This window comes from Serratia sp. CY40230, assembly GCF_052168835.1.
Lineage (GTDB): Bacteria > Pseudomonadota > Gammaproteobacteria > Enterobacterales > Enterobacteriaceae > Serratia > Serratia nematodiphila.
The window spans coordinates 908,457-933,603 of the sequence record NZ_JBJNLX010000001.1 but is presented as its reverse complement, the minus strand read 5'-3'; the positions used below and the strand labels follow the sequence as shown (position 1 = coordinate 933,603).

The following is a 25,147-nucleotide window of genomic DNA, read 5'->3' as shown; positions in this document are numbered from 1 at the left end:
CCCGGCATCGCCGGGCTTTTTTTATCGCGCAGCGTGGGTTAGCGCCTCGCTCACGCGTTCGACGACGTGCTGAGCGGTGACGATGCCGCCGGACAGATAAACCTCGGCCGCCGGCAGGTAAACCACCTGGCCTTTTTTCACCGCCGTGGTTTTCTTCAGCGCGGTGCCGGTAAGGATTTTCTGCGGTGCCACCGCGTTCGGCCGCCCGGTTGCGGCGTCTCTGTCGATGACGAACAGCCAGTCCGGATTCAGTTTGGCCACCTGCTCAGGCGTCAGCTTATTGCCGCGCACGTCTTTTTCATCGGACTGCAACGCGGACGCGAAGCCGAGGGCGTCATAGACGAAGCTGAAACGGCTCTTGGGGGCGTAAGCGCTGATCTTGCCGCCGGAGAACAGCACCACCAGCCCGCGTCCGGCCTGGGCGGCCTGTGGTTTGACCGCCGCGATCTGCGCATCCAGCTTATCGACCGCCGCCTGCGCCTGTTGCTGCTTATCGAACAGCTCACCCAGCTGCAGCGTGCGCTGTTTCAGGCTGCCCAACTGATCCTGCTGATCGACGGACATATTCAGCGTCGGCGCCAGCGTGTTCAGCTCGTCATAGGCTTTGGACGCCCGGCCGGCGATCAGGATCAGATCCGGTTTGGCGGCGCGCAGCACGGCCATATCCGGCTCGAACAGGGTACCGGCATTGAGGTATTTGTCGTCCTGATAGCGCTTCAGGCTATCCGGCAAATTCTTACGGTTGCCGGGCAGCGCCAGCGGTTCGACGCCCAGCAGCTGCAGCGTTTCCAGCGAGGCGTAATCCAGCACCACGATGCGCTGCGGGTGTTTCTTCACCTCGGTGCTGCCGTTCAGGTGCTGGACGTTGACGGTGGCCGGGGCCGCCGGCGCGTCGGTTTTGCTGTGGCAACCCGCCAGCGCCATCGCGGTCAGCAGGGCGATCATCAGGGGGGAGCGGCGTAATTTCATGGGGCTTCCTCACGGTGATGGAATGAAAAGGGCGCGCAGCGCGCGCCCGGGGGCATCAGAAGTTGTAGGTCATGCCGACGGTGTAACGGCGGCCGTCCAGCGTGGTGTTGTAGTGATCGTAATCCACGGTCTTGTCGAGGATGTTGTAGACCCCGCCGGTCAGCTGCAGGTTTTTCGCCGCCTGGTAGCTCAGGCCCGCATCGACGAAGGTGTAGGACGGGGTGCTCTTGGCCATCGAGGTACGGCTCAGATACTCAGACGTTTTGCTGCGGAAATTAACGCGCGACCACAGGCTGAGGTCCTGCGTGGCGCGCCAATCCAGCACGGTGTTAACCATGTGCTTCGGCATCTGGTTCAGCGCCTTGCCCTGGAACTCGCCGCTCTTCTGCTCGGAAGAGGTGTAGGTGTAGTTGGTGTTCCACTTCCAGTCTTTGTTGATCTGCCAGCCGAAGGTGGCTTCTACGCCGCGCATATTGGCTTTGTCGACGTTGACGCGATCGCTGATAAAGTCGTAGACGTCATTGCCGATCTTACAGTCCGGCGTGTCTTCGCAGCGGCGCACTTCGGTGATCTTGTTCTTGAAGTCGGTGTTGAAGACGGTGACCCCGGCGTTGACACCTTTCAGGCTATCCCACATCAGGCCGATCTCTTCGCTCAGGCTCTTCTCCGGCTGCAGATCCGGGTTGCCGACGATGATGCCTTTACGCACGCCGCCGCCGGTGACCTGGCCCCAGTTGGCGGAGGATTGGCGCAGATCCGGCGATTTGTAGCCGGCGGAGACGCCGCCTTTCAGCGTCCACTGTTCGGTCAGGTGCCAGACCCCGTACATGCGCGGCGTCCAGTGGCTGCCGAAGTTTTCGTCCTGATCCATGCGGATGCCGGTCGTCAGACTGAAGTCGTTGGTCAATGCCCACTCATCTTCGGCGAACAGCGCCCAGCTCCAGCGCGTCAGCTTGCTGAGACCTTGCGCCGATTCAAGCTGGTTGCCGCTGTCGCTCAGTTTTTCATAGCGATACTGACCGCCGAGGTTCAGCATGTGTGAACCCAGCTCGAACTGGTTCTGGGTGTTGAAGATGGTGTTGTACATCTTCATTTTGCGGCCCGGGTTGTTGGTCTCTTCCCGCTGAACGTAGCTGGTGGAGTTGCCGAAGTCGTAATAGCCGTTGTGGGTCAGCGCGTAGTTGGTGCGCGTATACAGGCTTTCGCTGCGCGATGTCGGCGTGCATTTGCCTTTGCTGCAGCGTTCCGCTACCACCGATTTGCCCGGCGTGCTGTTGCGATCCTGCAGCGAGCGGCCGATTTCAAAGTCGAATTCGTTTTTCTCGTCCGGGGTCAGGGTGAACACCGCGGTGCCGCTGCGCATGCGCTGCTCGTTGTAACCGTTGGTGATTTTATCTTCCGCGCGGCGCGACAGCAGGCCGTTGACCCGCAGGCCGAGCAGGCCTTCAACCAGCGGGCCGGAGGCGTAGGCGTTGGTCTGGAACAGATCGCCGGAATCGCGGTTTTCCTGAAGGGTGGCGTCGCCGTGCAGCGAGCCTTTCCACTCGGTGCGCGAGGTTTTGCGGGTGATGACGTTGATCACGCCGCCCATGGCGTCGGAACCGTACAGCGAAGACATCGGCCCGCGCACCACTTCGATACGTTCGATGGCTTCCATCGGCGGCAGCCAGCCCTGTTCGATGCCGGCGTTATCGCTGTTCGGCCGGGTGCCGCGGGTGTCGACGCGCTTGCCGTCCACCAGGATCAGCGTGTACTTGGAAGACATGCCGCGAATGCTGATGTCGCTGCTGCTGGCGCCGCCGGTGACCACTACGCCCGGTACGTCTTTCAGTGCATCGGTCACGTCGCGATAGGCTTTATCTTCGATCTGCTGGCGCGGGATCACCGAGATGGAAGCGGCAGAGTCCTGAATTTTTTGCTGAAAGCCGGAGGCGGTGACGACCATGGTGTCCTGGGTGTCGTCCTGCGGCGCGGCCAGTGCGGCGGTGGCGCTGAGTGAGGCGATCACCAGAGCGGCGAGCTTGCTGTAACGTGGCGTTTCCATGAGGTAAACCTTTCCTGGATTGAAGTGAAAGTAATTAACCAATTGAATTTCTAATGAAATTATTCATCGTTCGCTGAGAAATACTCCGCTTCGTCAGCGTTGCGTGAGGGTATTGTAAGGATTTTTTTCTTAATGTAAACGCTAATGATAATTCATATCATTTGTATGCTTGTTATGCTGACGGAAAAGGGTAACCGGATGAATTAAAGGGAAAAGCGGCGCAGCGGGCGTGCGCCGGGGGGATCAGCGTTTCTGGATGTAGGTGATGGCCAGCGCCAGCGCCAGCACCAGGCCTTTGATAATGTCCATGGCGTAGTAGGGCACCGACAGCATCACCAGGCCGTTTTGCAGCACGCCGAGGATCACCGCGCCGATCAGGGTGCCGAGCGCATTGGGTTTACCGGCGCCAGCCAGCGAGAAGCCGATATAGGCCGCCGCCACCGCGTCCATCAGATAACCGCCGCCGGCATTGACCTGCGAAGAGCCAATACGTGACGCCAGTAAGATGCCGCCAAGCGCCGCCAGCCAGGAGGAAATGACGTAAGCGGCAACCCTGTAACGCACGGTGCGGATGCCCGACAGACGCGCAGCCTCGGGGTTGCCGCCGATGGCGTACATGCGGCGGCCGTGCTTGGTCAACGACAGGAACAGCTGCACCGCCACGGTGACCGCCAGCATGATCAGCACGATCACCGGCACCTGACCGAGAGCGGCAAACACTTCCGGGATCGGGCCTTCCGCCATGTCGCCATTCGGCAGCACCATGTTTTGGGTGATGGAACCGCCATAGCTGTAGGTCATCGCCACGCCCTGGATCACGAACAGGCTGGCCAGCGTCGCCAGCATATCGGGAATTCTGAACACCACGATCAGCAGGGCGTTGAACAGGCCGACCAGCGTGCACAGCAGCAGCGTCACCACGATGGCGCCGGTGGTGCCGAACCCGTGCCAGACGAACAGCGAAATCACCAGTGCGTTGGCCAGCGAGGCGGTCGAGCCGACCGACAGATCGAAACCGCCGACCGACAGCGAGATGGAGACGCCGATGGCGATCACCGTCACGATGGCGATCGAACGCAGGATATTGATGATGTTGTTGGCATCGAGAAAGTTGTCCGACGCCAGGCCAAACAGGGCGATCAGCGCCGCTACGGTCAGCAGCATGCCCCACTTGTAGAGGAAATCAAACAGCTGTTGGCGCCAGGGCAGCGCAGGCCGCAAGGCAAATTCTTTACTCACGCAGGGGTTCCTCCGGTGGAATAGAGCAATAAGGTTTCTTCGTCGATGTCGGCGGCGTTCAATTCCGCCACGATGCGGCCGTCCCACAGCACGCAGATGCGATCGCACAGGCCAATCAGCTCGGCGAACTCGCCGGAGGCGTAAATCACGCCTTTGCCGGCGCGGGCCAGGCCGTCGATCAGGCTGAACAGCTCCTGTTTGGCCTTGATGTCCACGCCCTTGGTCGGCTCATCGAAGATCAGCACCTCGGCGTCGCCGCGCAGCCATTTGCCGATCGCCACTTTTTGTTGATTGCCGCCTGACAGGCGCGCCAGCCGCTGTTGCGGGCCGGAGGCGCGAATATTCAGACGCTGCATGATCTCGCGCGCCCAGCGCAGCTCTTGCCGCCGGCTGAACAGGCTCCAGCGCGAGAAGCTGTCGTCGGCGCTGACGCTCAGGTTCATCGGGATCGCCTCGTCGATGAAAATACCTTCTTTGCGGCGTTCTTCCGGCACCAGCGCCAATCCTTGTTCGACCGACAGGTGCGGCGCGCGTGGCACCCAGGGCTGCCCGCGCAGTTCGCCGCGCTCGAGCTGCACGGCGCTGGCGCCGAACAATGCCTTGCACAGTTCGGTTTTGCCCGCCCCGGCTAGCCCGGCGATGCCGAGGATCTCGCCCTCATGCAGCCGCAGCGAAACGTCGCGCAGCTTATGGCGATCGTGCAAGCCCTGCACCTGCAGCAGCGTTCGCTCAGGGTGTGGCGGGCGCGGTGGCGGGAAAATGTCGTCCAGCCGATGGCCGAGCATCTTCTCGACGATCTGTTCGCCGCTCAGCCCGCGCATGGCGTCTTCGCTGACGCGCCGGCCGTCGCGCAGCACCGTCAGCCGATCGCAAATGTCGCTCAGTTCGTGGATGCGGTGGGAAATAAACACGATGCCGATGCCTTCGGATTGCAGGCGGCGCACCACGTTAAACAGGCGCTCGCTCTCGGCGCGATCGAGCGGCGCGGTCGGCTCGTCGAGCACCAGAAAACGGCAGCGGTGCGACAGCGCGCGCGCCAGCAGCACCTGCTGTTTTTCCGCCAGCGTGCAGTCCGCCAGGCGTCTGCGCGGGTTGAGCGGCAGCGCCCATTGCTGCAGCAGCTGCGCGGCGCGGCGGTGCAGCTCCGCCCAGTTCAGCCAGTGGCCCGGCTCGTTCAGCCAGTCCAGCATGATGTTTTCCGCTACCGACAGCGTGGGGATCAGCGCGACGTCGACCTCTTGCTGCACCACGTGAATACCGTGACGGCGCGCCTGCAACGGGGAGTGGATCGCCACCGGCTGGCCGTCGATCAGGATCTCGCCGCGATAATGATCGTGGGCGCCGGAGAGGATCGCCATCAGCGTCGACTTGCCCGCGCCGTTGGCGCCGACCAGCGCATGGATTGATCCGCCCTGTAGCGTGAAGTCCACGTCCTGTAGCGCGTTGAAGCCGGCGAAGGCGATCGAGATATTGCGCATCTCGAGGCGTGAAGGCGTTGCGGTTGACATAGGGTGTTAAGGCCGTTTAGATGTTTAGATGGCTGTTTTGCTCTGTTGTAACACAGATTGCGCCGTTGGCAACCAACAAAATGGCATAACGGCGATGAAAAAAGCGTGGGTGAGCAGGGGCGCAACCCGCGTCAGGCTGCGCCGGTGCGAGAAGCGGTCAGAAGGTGGTAGGGGTGTGTGCGCTGACGATGCGGCAAACGCGAGCCGACGTATTGCTGAAGCTGTGCGGAATGCCGGTGTTGATGGCGTAACTCTGACCGGCGCTCAGGCAATAGCTCTGGCCGTTGATGGTCAGCACGATCTCGCCCTCCAGCAGGGTGCCGATCTCTTCGCCCTGATGCTTGATCTTTTCGCCGGTGGTGGTGCCGGGCTGGTAGGTTTCCAGCATCATCGCCAGGTTGCGCGTCGGGCTGCCGTTGTGCACCAGCTTCATCGACACCCCCTGGCTGCCGATCTCAATCAGATCCTCGGCGTCGATCACCACGCGCGGTTCGTCGACGGCCTCCGGTTCGGCAAAGAATTCAGACAGCGACAGGCCATACACCTTCAGCAGCTTTTGCAGCGTGCTGATGGCCGGGCTGACCTTGTCCTGTTCGATGGTGCTGATCGCACTGTGGGTTAACCCGGACAGTTCGGCGACCCGGCGCTGCGACAAACCCAATTGCTGACGGATCTGTGACAGGCGTTTGCCCGGTGCCAAGCTGGCTTCGCTCATAGCGGTACTTCCTTCTGGTAGGGGCGACAGGCAGACATGAATATCGTTATCGGGCGCCTGTCTGGGCGATAACGATGCTGCATGATATCGATAGTTAGGGCAGGTTTGGAAAATATATTGCCCATGTTCACTCTCGGTGCGTTGGACGAAATAGTTGACGTAAAAATGGCAGCAAGGCCTTTTCGGTCAATATTTTATCAATTTAGCAGCCGGTGGTGAATAATCAAACAGGATTGTAACATTTGCAAACCCATTCTGTTAATACTATGTTTCATATTGTGGATGTTATTTTGAGCGCCCGGCAGCGGCGCGACCTGGCGAGAAATCCAATCATGTGTTGAATCGAACGGCGGACGGGCGCTAACGCGCCTTAAGAGCATAATGGCGGGTGACGTATGCAAACCAATAGCGCAGCAGTTGAACATTTTGCACAGCATCATGAAGAGAGGCGAAGTAGCGCGTTCCAAAATGAGGTTGCTCATTATTTGGAACGCCATCCCGCCACGCAGTATGTCGATATCCTTCTCACCGATCTCAATGGTTCCTTCCGCGGCAAACGCATACCCGTCTCAGGGTTGAAAAAACTGGAAAAAGGCAGCTACTTCCCCGCGTCGGTGTTCGCCATGGACATCCTCGGCAACGTGGTGGAGGAGACCGGTCTTGGGCAGGAGCTCGGCGAGCCGGATCGCATTTGCCTGCCGGTGCCCGGTTCGCTGACGCCGTCGGCCGCCGATCCGGAGCATATCGGCCAGGTGTTGCTGACCATGCTGGATGAAGATGGCACTCCCTTTGACGTTGAACCCCGTAATGTGCTGAACCGCGTGTGGCAGGCGCTGCGACAGCGCGGCTTGTTCCCGGTGGCAGCGGTAGAGCTGGAGTTTTATCTCATCGACAGGCAGCGCGACGCAGAAGGCGATTTGCAGCCGCCGTGTGCGCCCGGCACTCAGGAGCGCAATACCCAAAGCCAGGTGTACTCCGTCGATAACCTGAACCATTTCGCCGAGGTGCTGAACGATATCGACGCGTTGGCGAAGCTGCAGGGGCTGCCGGCGGACGGCGCGGTGGCGGAGGCGTCGCCGGGGCAGTTCGAGGTCAACCTGCGCCATTCCGACGACATCTTGCTGGCCTGCGACCACGCGCTGGCGCTGAAACGGTTGGTGCGGCTGGTGGCTGAGAACCACGGTATGCACGCCACCTTTATGGCCAAACCCTATGAGGATTACGCCGGCAGCGGCATGCATGTGCATGTCAGCATGCAGGACGGGGCGGGCAACAACCTGTTTGCCGACGGCGAAGGCGAGGATTCACCGTTGCTGAAACAGGCGCTGGCGGGGATGATCACCCTGATGCCGGCGTCGATGGCGCTGCTGGCGCCGAACGTCAATGCCTATCGGCGTTTCCAGCCGGGGATGTATGTGCCGATCCAGGCCGCCTGGGGCCACAACAATCGCACCGTGGCGCTGCGCATTCCCTGCGGCGAACCGGAGAATCATCGGGTGGAGTACCGCGTGGCCGGCGCCGACGCCAACCCCTATCTGGTGATGGCGGCGATCCTGGCCGGCATGTTGTACGGGTTGGACAACGCGCTGCCGTTGCCTGAGCCGGTGACCGGCAACGGGCTGGAGCAAGAGGGGCTGCCGCTGCCGATCCGCCAGAGCGATGCGCTGTACGAGTTTGAACATCAGCACGCGTTGACCCACTATCTGGGCGAGCGTTTCACCCAGGTTTATCACGCCTGCAAGACCGACGAATTGCTGCAGTTTGAACGGCGGGTGACGGAAACCGAGATCGACTGGATGTTGAAAAATGCCTGAATGGGCGTATAAAGTAAGAAGTATGTGCGGGCGACCGGCCTGCCGGTAGCGGATTAATTCGCCTGCCGGGCTGGTTTTCCGTTCGATCGACAAAAAGAATTTGTATTTGAGGGCTTCCGGATCTTGTCATCCGGAGGCATTCTGGTGCAAAATATCTCAAATGCAGATAGCCGACGTTTTGAAAGCGTCGGTTATTTTTTTTGCATTAAGTTTTACCAACGTAGCGTTTCATACACCAAGCGAGGCCGGACACCGATCCGGATAGATAAATAGTTTCGTGCACGATCAAACAAAACTTTATGGTCGTGACTCATGAGGATTAGAAAGATGGGGCAATTTTTCACTTTAGCGCCGGTGCCCGCCGGTTTCCGCTGTGGCCGCAGCGACTATGGAGCAGCCGAGGTTACCTCGACCCGTTATCCAGCTTACAATCCCCTTCTTTTAGAATTAAGTCGCTCGTTGCGAAGTTTCCCCGCAACCTTAAGTCTTGGCGTGTCCGCCATCCGCAAGGCTCAAGGTAAGGGGGGGCTGAACAATGTCCGATAACACCCTTAACGCCGCTCCGGCTCAGCGCACTCAGCTGCGTAAAACCCTGACATTAGTTCCGGTAGTGATGATGGGTCTGGCTTATCTGCAGCCAATGACCATCTTCGATACCTTCGGCATCGTATCCGGCCTGACCGATGGTCACGTCGCGACCGCGTACGCCTTCGCTCTGCTGGCGATCCTGTTTACCGCCCTGAGCTACGGCAAGCTGGTGAAGAAGTTCCCTTCCGCCGGTTCCGCCTACACTTACGCCCAGAAAGCCATCAGCCCGCACGTCGGCTTTATGGTGGGCTGGTCATCGCTGCTGGACTACCTGTTCATGCCGATGATCAACATTTTGCTGGCCAAGATTTACCTGGAAGCGATCTTCCCGGGCGTCCCGTCCTGGATCTTCGTGGCGGTGCTGGTCGGGTTGATGACGATTTTCAACCTGCGCGGCATCAAGCTGGTGGCCAACCTGAACTCCATCATCGTGGTGGTGCAGGTGGCGATCATGATCGTGTTCCTGGGTCTGGTGATCAACGGCGTTTACCACGGCGAAGGCGCCGGTACGCTGGTCAGCAGCCGCCCGTTCTGGTCCGATAACGCTCACGTGGTGCCGATGATTACCGGCGCGACCATCCTGTGCTTCTCGTTCCTGGGCTTCGACGGCATCAGCTCGCTGTCCGAAGAAACCAAAGACGCAGAGAAAGTGATCCCGAAAGCCATCTTCCTGACGGCGCTGATCGGCGGCATCATCTTTATCGTGGTGTCTTACTTCGTGCAGCTGTACTTCCCGGACATCTCGCGCTTCAAGGATCCTGACGCGTCGCAGCCTGAAATCATGCTGTACGTGGCGGGTAAGTTCTTCCAGTCGGTGATCCTGGTGTTCTCCTGCGTGACGGTATTGGCGTCAGGCATGGCGGCGCACGCGGGCGTTTCGCGTCTGATGTACGTGATGGGCCGCGACGGCGTGTTCCCGACTCGCTTCTTCGGCTATGTGCATCCGAAGTGGCGTACCCCGGCGCTGAACGTACTGCTGGTTGGCGCCATCGCGCTGTCCGCGGTGTCGTTTGACCTGGTGACCGCGACCGCGCTGATCAACTTCGGTGCGCTGGTGGCCTTCACCTTCGTCAACCTGTCGGTGATCTCGCAGTTCTATATTCGCGACAAGATGAACCGCACCGTGAAGGACACGTTCAACTACCTGATCCTGCCGGTGATGGGCGCACTGACCGTCGGCGCGCTGTGGATCAACCTGGAAGCCAGCTCGATGACGCTGGGCCTGGTTTGGGCGGCCATCGGTCTGATCTACCTGGCCTTCGTCACCCGCAGCTTCCGTCTGCCGGTGCCGCAAGCGAGCGAAGACGCCGCCTAAGCGCGAGCTGTCTCCTCAGCCACAAAAAAGGCCGCTTTCGCGGCCTTTTCCTTTTCTGCTTGCTGCGGGTTTTATCCCACCAACTCTTTGCCGTAATCGAACAGCGCTTTCAGCAGGGAGGTTTTCTCTTTGTCGCCTTCGTGCAGGTTATACAGTGATTCGAGCTGCAGCAGGTAACTCTGCACGCGCTCCGCGCTCAGCGCTTCCTGGCGGTGTTGCAGCCAGCGGCGCTGCTCGGCGTCGTCCAGCGTATTCGGATAGTTGCGCGCGCGGAAGCGGAACAGCAGCTCTTTCATGCGGCCGTCGCTGAAGGCCAGATCCAGCGCCGGCAGGTTCTGCGGCTTGGTCTGCTGGATAATCCTCATCGCCGCCTTGTCGGCGTCGCTGAAGAAACCGTCGTACAAGCGGGCGTCGACGTCCTCGGAACCTTTGAACGGCTCGGCTTCGGCGAACAGTGCCACCACTTTCTCGCGTACTTCCGGGTGCTGTTTCAGCAGCTGCAGATTTTGCAGGCACGCCTGGCGATCTATGCCCAGCCGCTCGGCGTTCTCCGGCAGCAGGGTTTTGGCCGGCGCCAGCACCGGGCATTTGTTGATGTGCACCAGCTTGATCGGCACCGGCGCCTGATCCGGCGCCAGATCGTCGCGGCGGGTGTACAGCCGTTCACGCAGCTGCTCAGCGCTCAGCGTCAGCAGCGGCGTCATGTCGCCGGCGAGATCGCACATGATCACCGCGTTTTTGTTGTCCGGGTGCCAGGCCAGCGGCGACACCCAGCTGGTGTTGCCGCGCGCCGCGCCGAACATGCCGGAGACGTGCACCAACGGCGTCATTTCGGCGACGTCGATCAGGGCGTTCAGCTTGTGCTTGTTGCGGTGCTGCAGCAGGAAATCGAACAGCCGCGGCTGCGCCTGCTTAACCAGCTTGGCCATGGCGATGGTGGCGTATACGTCTGACATCGCGTCGTGAGCCTGCGTGTGTTCGACGCCGTTGGCGCGCGTGAGATGTTCGAGGCGGAAGCTGGGGAAACCGTCTTCGTTTTCCGGCCAGACGATGCCGTCCGGGCGCAGGGCGTAGCAGGCGCGCATCACATCCAGCAGATCCCAACGCGAGTTGCCGTTTTGCCAGCTGTAGGCGTAGGGATCGTAGAAGTTGCGATAGAAGATATTGCGGCTCACTTCGTCATCGAAGCGGATGTTGTTGTAACCGAGAATGCAGGTGCCGGCCACGCTGAAGGCCTGATGGATTTGGCGGGTGAACTCGGCCTCGTTAACGCCTTTGGCGCGCGCCACCTGTGGCGTGATGCCGGTGATCATCACCGCCTCGGGTTCCGGCAGGTAATCGTCGGCCGGGGCGCAGTAGATGACCAGCGGCTCTTCGATAATGTTGAAATCCATATCGGTGCGCACGCCGGCGAACTGCGCCGGGCGGTCCAGCGACGGGCTCTTGCCGAAGGTCTCGTAATCGTGAATATAAAATGTGGCCGTTGCCTTGCTGCTCAAAATCGCGTCTCTTCAGTGGCGGATACAATATGTCTCTATTGTAACGGCGTGGGGAGCGATGCCAAGCGGCGGTTAGCGAAATGCGCGCAATTACGCACGGCGATAGTAATCCAGCCGCTGATGAAAGTAGGGGAGCAGGTGATCGGGGATTTGTTGTTCCGTTTCCGTCTGGGTCGAGGCGATGCCGTAGCGCTCGTTGTAGATCACGCTGATGGCCAGCAAATCGGTTTCTATTTTCTCGCGTTGCGCCTGCGGTAAGCTATCCAGCTTTCGAGCCATCGTTATCTCCCTGTTAATCTTAGGGTATAATAGGATCGTTAGCCGGTCTTGTCCCTACCCATTCCGGGGGGCGGCGGAGGCCTGAACGCTTTGCTGCGGGCAGGGGGGCAGACTGTGGCGGGCGGCGAACTCGCTCTGCGCCTGGTGCGCATTGAGGCGATCTGCCCGATTATACAGCGAACAGGCGCCGCTTATCACTGCCGCCCAAAACAGGGTGCACAGCAGCAAAACCCCCAACCAGATTTTTTGGTTATAGGTCATAAGTCCTCCACGGACGAGAAGAGAAATAACATTGACCGTTAAATTTAATCAGGCACTACATCAATGGTATTTAAACGGCGGAGATTAATCATGGAGTCTACGCGGTTCTTTTGTTACTAAACCCATGATGGATGTTTCAAAAGATTCCTTAAGATAATATTAAGAAAAGTGTTTAAGGGCGCCGTAATTCTATTTAATATTTGTTTAAATATCCGCGGATACAATCAACCACATTCAATGCCAATGTGGGTGACAATGATGAAAACGCTACTGTTGACCGGCGCTACCGGCTTTCTTGGTGGTGCGGTTCTCGAAAAATTATTGATTGAAAATCAGTCTGTTAATTATCTTTTGCTGGTGCGTGCAGACGATGCGCAGCAAGGGCTGGCCCGTATTCGCACGAATATGGAAAAGTTTAATATCGATGCGAATCTGCTGTCTAAAATTACGATTGAAAATATATTATTGGGCGACCTTTCCGAGCCGGCCGACTTTTTAACTGACGCGCGTATTAACAATGTTACGCACGTTATTAACTGCGCGGCCGTTGCTTCATTTGGTAATAACCCGCTCATTTGGAAGGTAAACGTAGAAGGCACTCTGGCCTTTGCCGAAAGAATGGCGCAGGTACCGGGATTAAAACGTTTCCTGCACGTCGGCACCGCCATGTCCTGTTCGCCGGAGCCGGGTTCGCTGGTGGCGGAGAGCGGCGAGTTTGAGGAAGACGCCGAACACCTGGTGGAATATACCCGTTCCAAATCCACCATCGAACAGCTGATGCGCCAGCGCTGCCCGCAAATGCCGTTGACCATCGCTCGTCCGTCGATCGTGGTGGGGCACACTCGCCTGGGCTGCCAGCCTTCCAGCAGCATTTTCTGGGTGTTTGGCATGGCGCTGATGCTGCGCAAGTTCATGTGCTCGCTGCAGGACAATATCGACGTGATCCCGGCGGACTATTGCGCGGATGCGCTGGTGATGCTGATGAACAGCGAAACACTGGAGAACGACGTTTATCACATCTCCGCCGGTGAGGAGAGCAGCGTCAGCTTTGCCGAAATTGACAACGCCATGGCGGCAGCCCTGGAAAAAGCGCCGGTGGGCGATGAGTATGCGCAGGTGACCTATGACGCGCTGGTGAAAATGCGCCGCCAGCTGAAAGACATTTTCGGCCCGTGCAACGAACGGCTGATGCTGAAGGCGATGCGCCTGTACGGATCGTTCGCCATGCTCAACGTGCGTTTCAGCAACGAGAAGATCCTCAAGCTGGGCATGCCGAAACCGCCGCGTTTCACCGACTACATCGCCGGCTGCGTGCAGTCGACGCGCGGGCTGTCTATCCAGCAGCAGATGGTGGTGGACTTCAAATAACCGCCGGGCGCAACGGGCGCCCGAGGTTATCGTCCGTTACCAGGACGAAGACGACCAGAAGACGCGGCCGAGCACCACCAGTTGCTCCTTGCGCTGCTGATAGCTGAGATGCTCGTCCTGGTACTCTTCCCGGTTGAGGGAGCGGATGACGACGCCGCCGTCCGGCTGTTCGATCAGCACCTTCACCCGCAGCAAATTGCCGTGGCGGATGGCGTAGGTCTTGCCCTCGCGGATGCGCGTATCGTCGGTGTTGATGCCGACCACGTCGCCGTCCTGCAGACGCGGTTCCATGCTGGAGCCGGAGATGCGGATAATGCGCGCGGCGTTGACCGCCACCCCCATCTTGTGCAGATAGTAACGGCGGAAGATCAGCGAAAACTCCTCGCGATCGACGATTTCGTAGCAGCCGTCGCCGGCGGAAAAATCGATATCCAGCAGCGGGATCTCCACAAACTCTTCCTTGTCTTGTTCGGTATCTTCCCATACCACCGGTTTCAAACGGGCGGGCTGGAAGTCCGACTCCGCCGCCACGTTGTCAAACGGGCGCACCAGCTGCTTTTCATGAAACACGTCGAACCAGCCCTTGGGCAAATTCAGCCTGGCCTCGATCCGCCTGGCCAGATTGTCGCCAAGATTGCGGGAGGATTTCTCCCCGATGATTTGGCTCAGCGTCGGCGCGGAAGACTCAACCAGCGTGGCGAACTCATTCTGGTTGACGCCTTGCCGGGCGTAGCGGGCCATCAATTCGCGCAGATTGTTGCGCCTGATTTCTTTAGTTTCCATCGTGCAATGATCGCACTCTTTAGCAAAAAGGTAAATAACGGTTTTGCTAAAAAACGCTTGCGCATGATTTAGCAATTAGCTAAAACAAAAGGGTGAGCCAAGGGTTCACCTGTGCGGAGCGGCCTGTCATGATGAGAGGCCGCTCAGTGAAATCAAACGAGAGAGGGACTTTACGATGTACAAGATTGATTACAATAGCTACCGATCGGTCGCCAGCTTCGGCCACCGCGTGCGCTTTCTGGTGCTGCACTACACGGCGCAAAACTTCGCCGACTCGGTGACGTCGTTGACCGGAAAATCGGTCAGCGCGCACTATCTGGTGCCGGATCCGACCGATGCCACCTACCAGGCCGCCGGCTTCAGCGGCGTGCGCATTTTCAACCTGGTGGACGAGAACGAGCGCGCCTGGCATGCCGGCACCAGCCAGTGGGGCACCCGCAGCAATATCAACGACACCTCGATCGGCATCGAGATCGTCAACCTGGCGAGCGGCGACGGTGGAAACATCACCTTCCCGCCGTTCAATCCGCAGCAGATCGAGGCGGTCACCCAGCTGGCGCAGAACATCCTGCAGCGCTATCCGGACATCTCGCCGGTGAACGTGGTGGCGCACTCCGACATCGCGCCGGGCCGCAAGAGCGATCCGGGCCCGCAGTTCCCGTGGCAGCAGCTGTATCAGGCCGGCGTCGGCGCCTGGTATGACGAAGCGACCAAGCAGCAGCGCCAGCAGGAATACTGCAGCCAGGGCCTGCCGGCGCAGGCTGAGCTGCTGAAACTGTTCGCCCAATACGGCTACGACACCTCGGCGGCGAACACCGCAGAAGGCTATCGCCAGCTGGTGCGTGCGTTCCAGCTGCACTTCCGTCCGCAGAAGTATGACGGCGTGATGGATGTGGAGACCGCCGCCGTTCTGCGCGCGCTGGTCGACAAATACGCCGCCTGAGCCTGAGTGCGAATGGGGGACGCCTCATTCGCCTTTTCCTTGCCGGGCTTCCTCCGCTAAAATAGCGGCCTGGCTGGTGTTTATCGGAGGCACTGTGCGCCTCGATCGAAAAATCTCTTCACTTGAACTGCTGACCTATCGCCATTATCGCGTCGTCCACGGCGTGCGCATCGGGCTGGCGTTTATCCTGACTTTTCTGCTGATCCGCCTGCTGGCGGTGCCCGAAGGCACCTGGCCGCTGATCACCCTGGTGGTGGTGATGGGGCCGATCTCGTTTTGGGGCAACGTGCTGCAGCGGGCGCTGCAACGCATTGCCGGCACGGTGTTCGGCGCGGCTTCCGGCCTGATCGCCCTGTATCTGGAACTCTATTCGCTGCCGCTGATGCTGGCATGGTGCGGCGTGGTGATGTTCGTCTGCGGTTATCTGACGCTCGGCAAACGGCCGTATATGGCGCTGCTGGTGGGGATCACGCTGGCGGTGGTGTGCGGCGCGGGCGCCGGCGACATGCATACCGCGCTGTGGCGCAGCGGCGACGTGATCTTCGGCTCGCTGCTGGCGCTGCTGTTCACCAGCATCTACCCACAGCGCGCCTATATTCTGTGGCGCATGCAAATGGCGGACTGTCTGCAAACCGCCGCCCGTATCTACGGCGCGTATTTTTCGCCGAACGTCATTGAGCGGCCGCGGCTGGAGCCGCAGCTCAAGGATCTGTTGAATCAGGTGGTGAAGCTGCGCAGCCTGATCGTGCCCGCCAGCAAGGAAACCCACATCCCCAAAGCGGTGTTCGAGGCGGTGCAAACCCTCAGCCGCAATCTGGTGTGCACGCTGGAGCTGATGGCCGACGCCTACTGGGCCTCGCGCGAAACGCACTTCATTATGTTGAACGCCCGCACGCTGCGCAGCACCCAGCTGCTGACGCTGAGCTCGCTGGAGTCGTTGGCGGTGCTGATGCGCGAAGGGCCGCAGGCGCAGCGGCAGGCGGCGGCGGGGCAGTTGGCGGAGATCGCCGGCGAGCTGAAAACGCTGATGCAGGAGGTCAGCCTTGGCCAGCACGGCGAAGCGCCGATTTACGGCTATGTCTGGCTCAGCATGGAGCTGGCGCAGCAGTTGGAAGAGTTGGGGGATTTGCTCCAGGTCTGCACCGCCGCCGGGCGCGAATAAGGGGTCAGATCATGAAGGCGGCGCTTTGGGTTTTGGCCGCCGGGGCAAAGTGGGTAAGATAAGCCAATCACTGTTGTGCCGGACCGCCACAAACCTGTATCTTGGTGCCATGTGGCCGTAAGCAAATGAATCTGTGTATTACTAAAGCAAGGGTATAAAGATGGATAATGCAAATAAGCCGAGTTTCCAGGACGTGCTGGAGTTTGTGCGTATGTTTCGCCGCAAAAACAAACTGCAACGCGAGATCGTCGACAACGAAAAGAAAATTCGTGATAACCAGAAGCGCGTGCTGCTGCTCGACAACCTGAGTGAGTACATCAAGCCCGGCATGAGCATTGAAGACATTCAGGGCATCATCGCCAACATGCGCAGCGACTACGAAGATCGCGTTGATGACTACATCATCAAAAATGCCGATCTGTCCAAAGAACGCCGCGAGCTGTCCAAAAAGCTGAAGGCGATGGGCGAAGTGAAGTAACCCGCTTTAGCGGGCCGGGCGTCCTGCCTGGCCCGCATCCTTATCCCGCCTGATTTTCCGTTCTTGCCGACATTGCCGTTTCCGTTGGGGCGTTCCCCGGCGGCCGAAGGCGCCTCCCCATCCTGCAGGATCTGCAGGTGACCGCCGGGGAACGCGTGTTACTGCTCCGCGCCGTACATGTCGAAGTCGAAATACTTGTCGTTGATTTTCTTGTAAGTGCCGTTGGCGCGGATCGCCTGCAGCGCGGCGTTGAAGGCGTTAAGCAGCGCGGTATCCTCTTTGCGGACCCCGATGCCGTCGCCGACGCCGAAGTACTTGCTGTCGCTCAATTCGGCGCCGATAAAGGCAAAGTCTTTGCCGCCGGGCGTTTTGAAGAATTCGCTGGCGCTGACGCTGGCCAGCAGCGACGCATCCAGGCGGCCGTTGGCCAGATCTTCGTTCACCTCCTGCTGGCTTTGGTAAGCCACCACGTTGACGCCGGCCGGCCGCCACAGCGCGTTGGCGTAGGCCTCCTGGCTGGAACCTTGCTGCACGCCGACCGATTTGCCTTTCAGCGAGGCGGCGGTAGGCTGCAGATTGCTGCCTTTATGCGCCACCAGCCGCGCCGGGGCGTTGGAGACTTTGCTGGAGAAAGCGATCTGCTGCCGGCGCTGTGGCGTAATGGTCATCGACGAGGCGATGGCGTCGAACTTCTTCGCCTGCAGGCCGGGGATCATGCCGTCCCAGCTGCTTTCCACCCACACGCATTTGGCCTGCATCTGGTCACACAGCGCCTGGGCGATATCGACGCCGAAGCCGGTCAGCTTGCCCTGCGGATTTTTATACTCCAGCGGCGGAAAGGTGGGATCGATGCCCAGCTTGATCACTTTGCCGCTGAATTCACCGCTCAGCGCGGGAAAACTCGCGGCCAGCGGCAGCAACAACAACAGCCCTTTGATGATTTTCATGTCATTTCCTCTGTGTTGGCGATTAAACCGCGGGGCGAGCCAAAAAGCGCTCGACCAATTTGACCCAGTAAGTGGCGCCCAACGACAGACTGTCGTCGTTGAAGTCATAACCGGGGTTGTGCAGAGAATTGCCCGGCGTGGCGGGGCCGTTGCCGATCGAGATGTAGCTGCCTGGGCACTTCTCCAGCATAAAGGCAAAATCTTCGCTGGCGGTGAATGGCCGCAGCGTGGGGATCACCCGGCTCTCTCCGGCCCATTCCAGCGCCACCGCGCGCGCCAGCTCGGTTTCTGCCGGGTGGTTCACCAGCACCGGGTAGCCGTGCTGATAGTCGATCTCCGCGCGTGCGCCGAAGCTGGCGGCCTGCGCCGTGACCAGCTCGGTGATGCGCTGTTCCAGCCGCGTGCGCACCGCCGCCGTCAGCGCGCGCACGCTGAGCGTCAGGGTGGCGGTCGCTGGGATCACGTTGGCGGCCTGGCCGGCCTGCATCGCCCCCACGGTGACGATCGCCGTTTCCTGCGGATCGATATTGCGCGCCACGATGGTTTGCAGGCTCATGACGATCGCCGCGCAGGCCACCACCGGATCGACGGTGCTCTGCGGCACCGCGCCGTGGCCGCCGTGGCCGTGCAGGGTGATGTGCGCCGTATCGGCCGAGCACATGAAGGGGCCGCCGGCGAAGCCCAGGTGGCCGGTGGGTAAGCCGGGCACGTTGTGCATGGCGAACACCGCGTCGCAGGGGAAGCGCTCAAACAGGCCGTCTTCGATCATCACTTTGGCGCCGCCGCCGCCTTCTTCCGCCGGCTGAAAGATCAGATGCAGCGTGCCGAAAAAGTTCGGCTGCCGCGCCAGATAGCGCGCCGACGCCAGCAGCATGGCGGTGTGCCCGTCGTGGCCGCAGGCGTGCATCACCCCGAAATGGGTACTGGCGTGCGGCAAGCCGGTCGTTTCGGCAATCGGCAGGGCGTCCATGTCGGCGCGGATGCCGAGCGATTTTCCCGGCCCGCGCTGCAGTGTGGCGACAACGCCGGTTTGTCCTACGCCGCGCGTGACGCGGTAACCCCATTCCTCCAGCCGCTGCGCCACCAGATCCGACGTCGCAAACTCCTGGAAGCCCAGCTCCGGGTGGGCGTGAAGGTGGCGGCGAAGCGCGACCATCTCATCATGAACGGCGGCGATCTCAGGCAGTACCAGTGAATGCGTCATCACGGTCTCCGGCAAAAGGATTCCGGCCAACGGGCACGGAACGGGGCAGAGGGGATAGGCATCGAGACTAACAAACTCCGTTTTTGCCGGGTAGCCGCCGTTCGGTTATGCTGACAACCTATGATTGTCAGGAGGTGGGCATGAAACTGCACCAACTGCAGGCGCTGGTGGCCAGCGCTGACAGCGGCAGCATTCGCGCGGCGGCGCGGCATCTGGGGCTGTCGCAGGCGGCGGTGACCCGCGCACTGCGCGAACTGGAGCAAGAACAGGCGCTGCCGCTGCTGATCCGCACGCCGACCGGGCTGGGTTTTACCCCCTACGGCAAAACCCTGCTGGCGCACGCCCGACTGGTGCTCAACCAACTGGAGCAGGCGCAGGGCGAAATGGCGGCGCTGCGCGGGAGTGCGGCGGATCTGATCAAGGCGGCGATCACTCCCTGGCTGATGCTGACGGTGCTGCCGCCGGCGGTGATGGCGTTTCGCAGCAAGGTGCCGGCGGTGCGGCTGGAACTGTCGGAAAGCCTGATGGCCAACGCCCAGTCGCAGCTGCGCGAGGGCACGATGGATTTCGCCATCACGCCGCTGCCGGCGTCGTCGGCGCCGCAGGAGTTTCACTGCGAGCCGCTGCTGGAGTATGAAACGGCGTACATGGTGCGGCGCGGCCACCCGCTGGCGCACAGCACCTCGTTGCATCAGCTGCTGGAGCAGGATTGGGTGATGAGCTATACCCAGGAAAGTTTCGATGCGCTGCTCGACGAGGTGTTCCACCGCCACGGCGTGCGCCTGCCGCGCCAGCGCATTATCCAGGCGCATTCGTTCGGCATGCTGCAGGCGCTGGTGGAATCCGCCGAGATGTGCACCTGGTGCCCGCGGCCGATCGCCGCGCTGCCGCAGTTTGCCTCCCGCGTGCAGCCGCTGGCGCTGCGGGAGAGCTGCCAACCAGCGCAGTTGAATATCGTCACCCGGCGCAACAGCATTCTGAGCGCCGCCGCCCACGCGTTTATCGACACGCTGGTACGCACCCTGCGCCAGCAGGTGCGATCGTCGCGGCCGGAGGATCGCCAGATCTACGATCGCGTGCGCCTGCTGATTTAGCGGATCTGCCCGGATCGGCGATCCCGTAAATGGGATCGCGATCCGCATTTGTAGCATTTTTAGCCGCAATGTTAACGAACTGTGATTTTGCTCAAATAATTATTTTTGCAGCTTTGGTTATATGTCGCTCTATGTTCACGTTGTCATTTTTAGTTATCGGGATATGCAATGGTTAATTTGTTGAAATTTATAATTTTATAACTCAGTTTGTTTTTTGTTTGATAAAAATGACAACGTCAACATTTAGGTTTTTCAAGTGTTTAACGAGTGTATTGGAGGAGTGGATGAGTCAGTTGCCGGAAAAAATGCGCGCGGTCGTTTGCCACGGCCCGCAGGACTACCGTTTCGAACAGGTGCCCACGCCGCTGCCGAAGGCGCGCGAGCTGGTGATCAAGGTGGAAGGCTGCGGCATCTGCGCAGGCGACTGCAAGTGCAAGAACGGCGCGCAGATGTTTTGGGGAGAGAACCCGTGGGTCAAACCGCCGGTGGTGCCGGGGCACGAGTTCTACGGCCGTATCGCCGCGCTGGGCGAGGGCGCGGAAGGCAAATACCGGATCGGTGAGCGGGTGATTGCCGAGCAAATCGTGCCGTGCTGGGAGTGCCGTTACTGCAAATCCGGCAGTTACTGGATGTGTGAGACGCATAACATTTACGGCTTCCAGAAAGACGTGGCGGAGGGCGGCATGGCGGAATACATGCGCTTTTCCGAGAACGCCATCGTGCACAAGATCCCGGAAAGCCTGAGCCATGAAGACGCGGTATTGATCGAGCCGATGGCCTGCGCCATTCACACCGTGGCGCGCGGCGACATCCAGCTGGACGACGTGGTGGTGCTGGCCGGCGCCGGGCCGCTGGGGCTGTGCATGGTGCAGGTGGCACGCCTGAAGACGCCGAAGAAACTGATCGTGATCGACGCCATCGACGAGCGGCTGGCGCTGGCGAAGGAGTTTGGCGCCGACGTGGTGATCAACCCGCTGAAGGAAGACGCCGACCAGATCGTCAAATCGCTGACCGGCGGCTACGGCTGCGACGTCTACATCGAGGCCACCGGCGCGCCGATCGGCGTCACCCAGGGGCTGCAGATGATCCGCAAGCTGGGCCGCTTCGTGGAGTTCAGCGTGTTCGGCAAGGAAACCACCGTCGACTGGTCGATCATCGGCGATCGCAAGGAGCTGGACATTCGCGGCGCGCACCTGGCGCCCTACAGCTATGAGATCGCCATCGATCTGTTCGAGCGCGGGCTGGTGACCTCAAGCGGCGTGGTGACCCACAGCTATTCATTGAACGACTGGGATGAAGCCTTCGCCCTGGCGGACTCGACCGACTCCATCAAGGTGATCCTGGTTCCCTGACCCTCCCGCCGTACCGCTGTTGCAGTCACGACCGTCGGCCCGCTCGCAATGGGGGGGCCGGCCGGTCGGCCAAACGTAAAGACATGCTGTTGCTCTGATAACCACAACAAGAAGCTTCCCTACAGGAGAATTGGCTATGTTTTCATTATTCAAAAAGACCCTGCCTTTTATCGTCGCCGGTGGAATGTTGGCGGCCAGCCATGGGGCGCTGGCCAAGCAAATCACTATCGGTATGTCGTTCCAGGAAATGAACAACGACTACTTCGTCACCATGAAGCAGGCGCTGGATCAGGCGGCGGCGGATATCGGCGCCAAGGTGTACGTGGCCGATGCGCGCCATGACGTCGCCAAACAGATCGGCGACGTGGAGGACATGCTGCAGAAGAAGGTGGATATCCTGCTGATCAACCCGACCGATTCGGTGGGGGTGCAGTCGGCGGTGATCTCCGCCCACAAGGCCGGCGCGGTGGTGGTGGCGATCGACGCGCAGGCCGAAGGGCCGTTGGACTCGTTCGTCGGCTCGGAAAACTACGACGCCGGCTTCCAGGCGGGCGAATACCTGGCGAAAGCGCTGGGCGGCAAAGGCAAGGTGGCGATCCTCGACGGTATCCCGGTGGTGCCGATCCTGGAGCGCGTGCGCGGCTTTGAAACGGCGATGAAAAAATACCCCGACATCAAGATCGTCACCAAGCAAAACGGCAAGCAGGAGCGCGACACCGCGCTGACCGTCACCGAAAACATGCTGCAGTCGGCGCCGGATCTGGCGGGCATCTTCAGCGTCAACGACGTCGGCGCGCTCGGCGCCCTGGCGGCGATTGAAAGCAACGGCGCCAAGGTCAAGCTGGTGAGCGTCGACGGCCAGCCGGAAGCCATCAAAGAGATCCTCAAGCCGAATTCGCCGTTTATCGCCACCTCGGCGCAGTTCCCGCGTGACCAGCTGCGCATCGCGCTCGGCATTGCGCTGGCCCGCTACTGGGGCGCCACGGTGCCGAAAACCGTGCCGGTCAAAGTGAAGCTGATCGACCGCAGCAATGCGGCCGGCTTTAGCTGGTAACAGCGGCAGGTTCGCCCCGCTGCGGCGGGGCGTTCGGCGCGGAGGGCAATGCGGTGACACCTTTACTGGAACTGAAGCGAATAAAAAAGAGCTTTCCCGGCGTGAAGGCGCTGGACGGCATCGATCTGGCCATTCAACGGGGCGAGGTGCACGCCCTGCTGGGCGAAAACGGCGCCGGCAAATCGACGCTGGTGAAAATCATGTGCGGCATCCATCAGCCGGACGAGGGCGACATTTTTATCGACGGCGAGCAGCGCCGCTTTAACAACTATCGCCAGGCGATCGAGGCCGGGGTCGGCATTATTTTTCAGGAATTCTCGTTGATTCCCTACATGAGCGCCATCGACAACATCTTCCTCAACCGGGAGATCAGGAACCGCTGGGGCCTGCTGGATCGGCGGGCAATGCGGCGCAAGGCCGAGGCCATTTTCAAGCGGCTGACGGTGGCTATCGATCTCGATTGCCCGGTGGAGCAGCTGAGCGTGGCGCAGCAGCAGTTTGTGGAGATCGCCAAGGCGCTGTCGCTGGAGGCGCGGGTGCTGGTGCTGGATGAGCCGACCGCCACGCTGACGCCGGGCGAGGCCGAACACCTGTTCAGCGTGATGAACGATCTGCGGCTGCTGGGCGTCGGCATGGTGTTTATCTCGCACCATCTGGACGAGATCTTCACCATCTGCGATCGCATCACCGTGCTGCGCGACGGCGCCTACATCGAAACGCTGGCCACCGGAGACACCAACGTGGAAGAGCTGGTGCGGCTGATGGTCGGGCGCAAAATCGAGAACGCCTTCCCGGTGAAACAGCACCCGGTCGATACCGCGACGGTGCTGCTGGAGGCGGAGATCCAGCGCGAGAAGCACGGCGCGACCGACCGTTTTCGGCTGAATAAGGGCGAGATCCTCGGCTTCGCCGGGCTGGTGGGCTCCGGGCGTACCGAGACCGTCTCGGCGCTGATCGGCGCCAGCCGCTGCCACCGCAAACGCGTCAGCCTCGGCGGCCAACCGGCGGCGCTGCGCTCCCCGGCGCAGGCGTTGGCGCAGGGCATCGGCCTGCTGCCGGAGAGCCGCAAAACCGAGGGCCTGGTGCTGCCGTTTTCGGTGGCGCAGAACATCACCCTCAACCGGCACCACCGGCGCGGCAAGATCTTCGTCAGCGCCCGCAAGGATCGCGACGTGGTGCAGCGGCTGATCCGCGCCGTGGGGGTGAAAACCCCGGACGCCGAGACCGCCGTCAGTACCCTGAGCGGCGGCAACCAGCAGAAGGTGGTGATCGCCCGCTGGCTCAACAACGACTGCAACATCCTGATCTTCGACGAGCCGACACGCGGCATCGACGTGGGCGCCAAGGCCGAGATCTACCAGCTGATGCAGCAACTGACCCAGCAGGGCATCTCCATCATCATGATTTCCTCCGAACTGCCGGAGATCATCGGCGTGTGCGACCGCGTGCTGGTGTTTCGCGGCGGCCACATCGCCGCCGAGCTGACCGGCGACGACATCGAATCCAACCACATCATGCTTCACGCGACCGGGAGTGCCTTATGATCGGAATTGAACAACCCGCCGTGGCGCGCCGCGCCGCCGGCCCCAGCCTCGGCAAGCGCTGGGAAAAACTGCTGCATCACCCGGCGGTCTTGCCGTTTATCGGCTTCGCTGTCCTGTTCGTGCTGATGAGCCTGTTGAACGACAGCTTCCTCAGCGTCAACAACCTGACCAACGTGGCGCGCCAGGTGTCGATCAACGCCATCATCGCGGTGGGCATGACCTGCGCCATCCTGACCGGCGGCATCGATCTCTCGGTGGGGCCGGTGATGGCGCTGGCCGGCTCGGTCGCCGCCGGGCTGATGCTGGCGGCGGTGCCCATTCCACTGGCGATGGTAGCGGCGCTGGCGCTCGGCGCGCTGTTCGGCCTGGCCAACGGTGCCTGCATCGCCTACCTGCGCATGCCGCCGATCATCGTCACCCTGGCGTCGATGGGCATCGCCCGCGGCCTGGCGCTGCTCTATACCGGCGGCTACCCGATCTCCGGCCTGCCCGACGTCTTCTCCTTCTTCGGCCGCGGCACGGTGCTGGGCATCCAGGTGCCGATCCTGATCATGCTCGGCGTGTATGTGTTGGCCTGGCTGATGCTCAACCAGCTGCCGTTCGGCCGCTACGTCTACGCGATGGGCGGCAACGAAGAGGCGGCGCGCCTGAGCGGCATCCGCGTGCCGCGCTACAAGATGCTGGTGTACGTGATCAGCGGCCTGACCGCCGCGCTGGCCGGGCTGGTGCTGACCTCGCGCCTGATGAGCGGGCAGCCCAACGCCGGCGAAGGCTTCGAGCTGGACGCCATCGCCGCCGTAGTGCTGGGCGGGGCGGCGATCTCCGGCGGGCGCGGCGCCATCGTCGGCACGCTGGTGGGGGCGATGATGCTCGGGGTGCTCAACAACGGCCTCAATCTGATGAACGTGTCGCCATATATCCAGAACGTGGTGAAGGGCGGCATCATCCTGGCCGCCATCTACCTCAGCTCCGTGCGGCGCAAATAGG

22 protein-coding genes are annotated in these 25,147 nt (G+C 60.8%); 11 read left to right on the top strand and 11 right to left on the bottom strand.

The features are described 5' to 3' along the window. Positions 1–21 precede the first annotated feature (21 nt). The 5 genes from ACJ8IJ_RS04400 to puuR all read right to left on the bottom strand — a co-directional run bounded on the left by ACJ8IJ_RS04400 (position 22) and on the right by puuR (position 6,475). Positions 22–969 carry a siderophore ABC transporter substrate-binding protein gene (locus tag ACJ8IJ_RS04400; RefSeq protein ID WP_131164947.1) on the bottom strand — a complete coding sequence of 316 codons (948 nt, stop codon included), beginning with the start codon at positions 967–969 and terminating at the stop codon, positions 22–24. 55 nt (positions 970–1,024) lie between these two features. Then, positions 1,025–3,013: a ligand-gated channel protein gene (locus ACJ8IJ_RS04395; RefSeq protein WP_004935657.1), complete on the bottom strand. Its 1,989-nt coding sequence runs from the start codon at positions 3,011–3,013 to the stop codon at positions 1,025–1,027. 243 nt (positions 3,014–3,256) lie between these two features. Then, positions 3,257–4,252, bottom strand: a complete 996-nt coding sequence (locus ACJ8IJ_RS04390; RefSeq protein WP_004935654.1) for an ABC transporter permease — start codon at positions 4,250–4,252, stop codon at positions 3,257–3,259. After that, the gene (locus ACJ8IJ_RS04385) at positions 4,249–5,760 is read right to left on the bottom strand and encodes a sugar ABC transporter ATP-binding protein (protein ID WP_004935652.1); all 1,512 of its coding nucleotides are present in this window, start codon (positions 5,758–5,760) and stop codon (positions 4,249–4,251) included. The genes ACJ8IJ_RS04390 and ACJ8IJ_RS04385 overlap by 4 nt, the downstream gene beginning before the upstream one ends. A 157-nt stretch (positions 5,761–5,917) precedes the next feature. Then, entirely contained in the window at positions 5,918–6,475 is a 558-nt protein-coding gene (puuR, locus tag ACJ8IJ_RS04380) for an HTH-type transcriptional regulator PuuR (RefSeq protein WP_004935648.1), read from the bottom strand. A gap of 395 nt (positions 6,476–6,870) precedes the next feature. Here puuR and ACJ8IJ_RS04375 point away from each other — a divergent pair, with 395 nt between their 5' ends. Both ACJ8IJ_RS04375 and ACJ8IJ_RS04370 read left to right on the top strand, forming a co-directional pair. After that, positions 6,871–8,289, top strand: coding sequence for a glutamine synthetase family protein (locus tag ACJ8IJ_RS04375; RefSeq protein WP_031300715.1), 1,419 nt, complete (start codon positions 6,871–6,873; stop codon positions 8,287–8,289). A 535-nt stretch (positions 8,290–8,824) separates the two neighbouring features. Next, positions 8,825–10,192 carry an APC family permease gene (locus tag ACJ8IJ_RS04370; protein ID WP_004935642.1) on the top strand — a complete coding sequence of 456 codons (1,368 nt, stop codon included), beginning with the start codon at positions 8,825–8,827 and terminating at the stop codon, positions 10,190–10,192. Between the two features lie 71 nt (positions 10,193–10,263). Here the strand turns inward: ACJ8IJ_RS04370 and sbcB are convergent, their stop codons facing one another. The 3 genes from sbcB to ACJ8IJ_RS04355 form a co-directional block, all read right to left on the bottom strand. Then, the gene (gene sbcB, locus ACJ8IJ_RS04365) at positions 10,264–11,691 is read right to left on the bottom strand and encodes an exodeoxyribonuclease I (protein ID WP_442518297.1); all 1,428 of its coding nucleotides are present in this window, start codon (positions 11,689–11,691) and stop codon (positions 10,264–10,266) included. Between the two features lie 90 nt (positions 11,692–11,781). Continuing rightward, a complete protein-coding gene (locus tag ACJ8IJ_RS04360; protein ID WP_004935635.1) occupies positions 11,782–11,970 on the bottom strand; it encodes a DNA polymerase III subunit theta in 189 nt (62 codons plus the stop codon). 54 nt (positions 11,971–12,024) lie between these two features. After that, complete coding sequence (locus tag ACJ8IJ_RS04355; RefSeq protein WP_044030834.1) at positions 12,025–12,231, bottom strand: hypothetical protein; 207 nt, start codon at positions 12,229–12,231, stop codon at positions 12,025–12,027. 258 nt (positions 12,232–12,489) lie between these two features. Here ACJ8IJ_RS04355 and ACJ8IJ_RS04350 point away from each other — a divergent pair, with 258 nt between their 5' ends. Further along, positions 12,490–13,599 (top strand): SDR family oxidoreductase, encoded by a 1,110-nt coding sequence (locus ACJ8IJ_RS04350; protein WP_049189265.1) that lies wholly within the window; start codon positions 12,490–12,492, stop codon positions 13,597–13,599. A 36-nt stretch (positions 13,600–13,635) separates the two neighbouring features. Here ACJ8IJ_RS04350 and ACJ8IJ_RS04345 read toward each other — a convergent pair whose 3' ends face one another. Beyond that, the gene (locus tag ACJ8IJ_RS04345) at positions 13,636–14,382 is read right to left on the bottom strand and encodes a S24 family peptidase (protein ID WP_004935623.1); all 747 of its coding nucleotides are present in this window, start codon (positions 14,380–14,382) and stop codon (positions 13,636–13,638) included. Between the two features lie 175 nt (positions 14,383–14,557). On the opposite strand from ACJ8IJ_RS04345, the gene ACJ8IJ_RS04340 reads away from it, so the two are divergent. The 3 genes from ACJ8IJ_RS04340 to tmaR all read left to right on the top strand — a co-directional run bounded on the left by ACJ8IJ_RS04340 (position 14,558) and on the right by tmaR (position 16,965). Beyond that, positions 14,558–15,325 (top strand): N-acetylmuramoyl-L-alanine amidase, encoded by a 768-nt coding sequence (locus ACJ8IJ_RS04340; protein ID WP_021505907.1) that lies wholly within the window; start codon positions 14,558–14,560, stop codon positions 15,323–15,325. Positions 15,326–15,419: 94 nt separating this feature from the next. After that, positions 15,420–16,487, top strand: a complete 1,068-nt coding sequence (locus ACJ8IJ_RS04335; RefSeq protein ID WP_437188619.1) for an FUSC family protein — start codon at positions 15,420–15,422, stop codon at positions 16,485–16,487. A gap of 160 nt (positions 16,488–16,647) precedes the next feature. Then, positions 16,648–16,965 (top strand): PTS system regulator TmaR, encoded by a 318-nt coding sequence (tmaR, locus tag ACJ8IJ_RS04330; protein ID WP_004935612.1) that lies wholly within the window; start codon positions 16,648–16,650, stop codon positions 16,963–16,965. A 158-nt stretch (positions 16,966–17,123) separates the two neighbouring features. Here the strand turns inward: tmaR and ACJ8IJ_RS04325 are convergent, their stop codons facing one another. Both ACJ8IJ_RS04325 and ACJ8IJ_RS04320 read right to left on the bottom strand, forming a co-directional pair. Further along, positions 17,124–17,912 (bottom strand): ABC transporter substrate-binding protein, encoded by a 789-nt coding sequence (locus ACJ8IJ_RS04325; protein ID WP_015378505.1) that lies wholly within the window; start codon positions 17,910–17,912, stop codon positions 17,124–17,126. Positions 17,913–17,934: 22 nt separating this feature from the next. Beyond that, positions 17,935–19,116 carry a M20 aminoacylase family protein gene (locus tag ACJ8IJ_RS04320; RefSeq protein ID WP_442518296.1) on the bottom strand — a complete coding sequence of 394 codons (1,182 nt, stop codon included), beginning with the start codon at positions 19,114–19,116 and terminating at the stop codon, positions 17,935–17,937. 140 nt (positions 19,117–19,256) lie between these two features. Here ACJ8IJ_RS04320 and ACJ8IJ_RS04315 point away from each other — a divergent pair, with 140 nt between their 5' ends. The 5 genes from ACJ8IJ_RS04315 to ACJ8IJ_RS04295 all read left to right on the top strand — a co-directional run bounded on the left by ACJ8IJ_RS04315 (position 19,257) and on the right by ACJ8IJ_RS04295 (position 25,146). Then, complete coding sequence (locus tag ACJ8IJ_RS04315; RefSeq protein ID WP_442518295.1) at positions 19,257–20,210, top strand: LysR family transcriptional regulator; 954 nt, start codon at positions 19,257–19,259, stop codon at positions 20,208–20,210. Positions 20,211–20,494: 284 nt separating this feature from the next. Then, positions 20,495–21,562, top strand: a complete 1,068-nt coding sequence (locus ACJ8IJ_RS04310) for an erythritol/L-threitol dehydrogenase (protein WP_004935601.1) — start codon at positions 20,495–20,497, stop codon at positions 21,560–21,562. Between the two features lie 136 nt (positions 21,563–21,698). Further along, the gene (locus ACJ8IJ_RS04305) at positions 21,699–22,616 is read left to right on the top strand and encodes an ABC transporter substrate-binding protein (RefSeq protein ID WP_049189180.1); all 918 of its coding nucleotides are present in this window, start codon (positions 21,699–21,701) and stop codon (positions 22,614–22,616) included. A 53-nt stretch (positions 22,617–22,669) separates the two neighbouring features. Further along, entirely contained in the window at positions 22,670–24,160 is a 1,491-nt protein-coding gene (locus ACJ8IJ_RS04300) for a sugar ABC transporter ATP-binding protein (RefSeq protein WP_442518294.1), read from the top strand. Then, positions 24,157–25,146, top strand: a complete 990-nt coding sequence (locus tag ACJ8IJ_RS04295; RefSeq protein ID WP_004935592.1) for an ABC transporter permease — start codon at positions 24,157–24,159, stop codon at positions 25,144–25,146. Before ACJ8IJ_RS04300 ends, ACJ8IJ_RS04295 begins: the two co-directional genes overlap by 4 nt. Position 25,147: the final 1 nt, after the last annotated feature.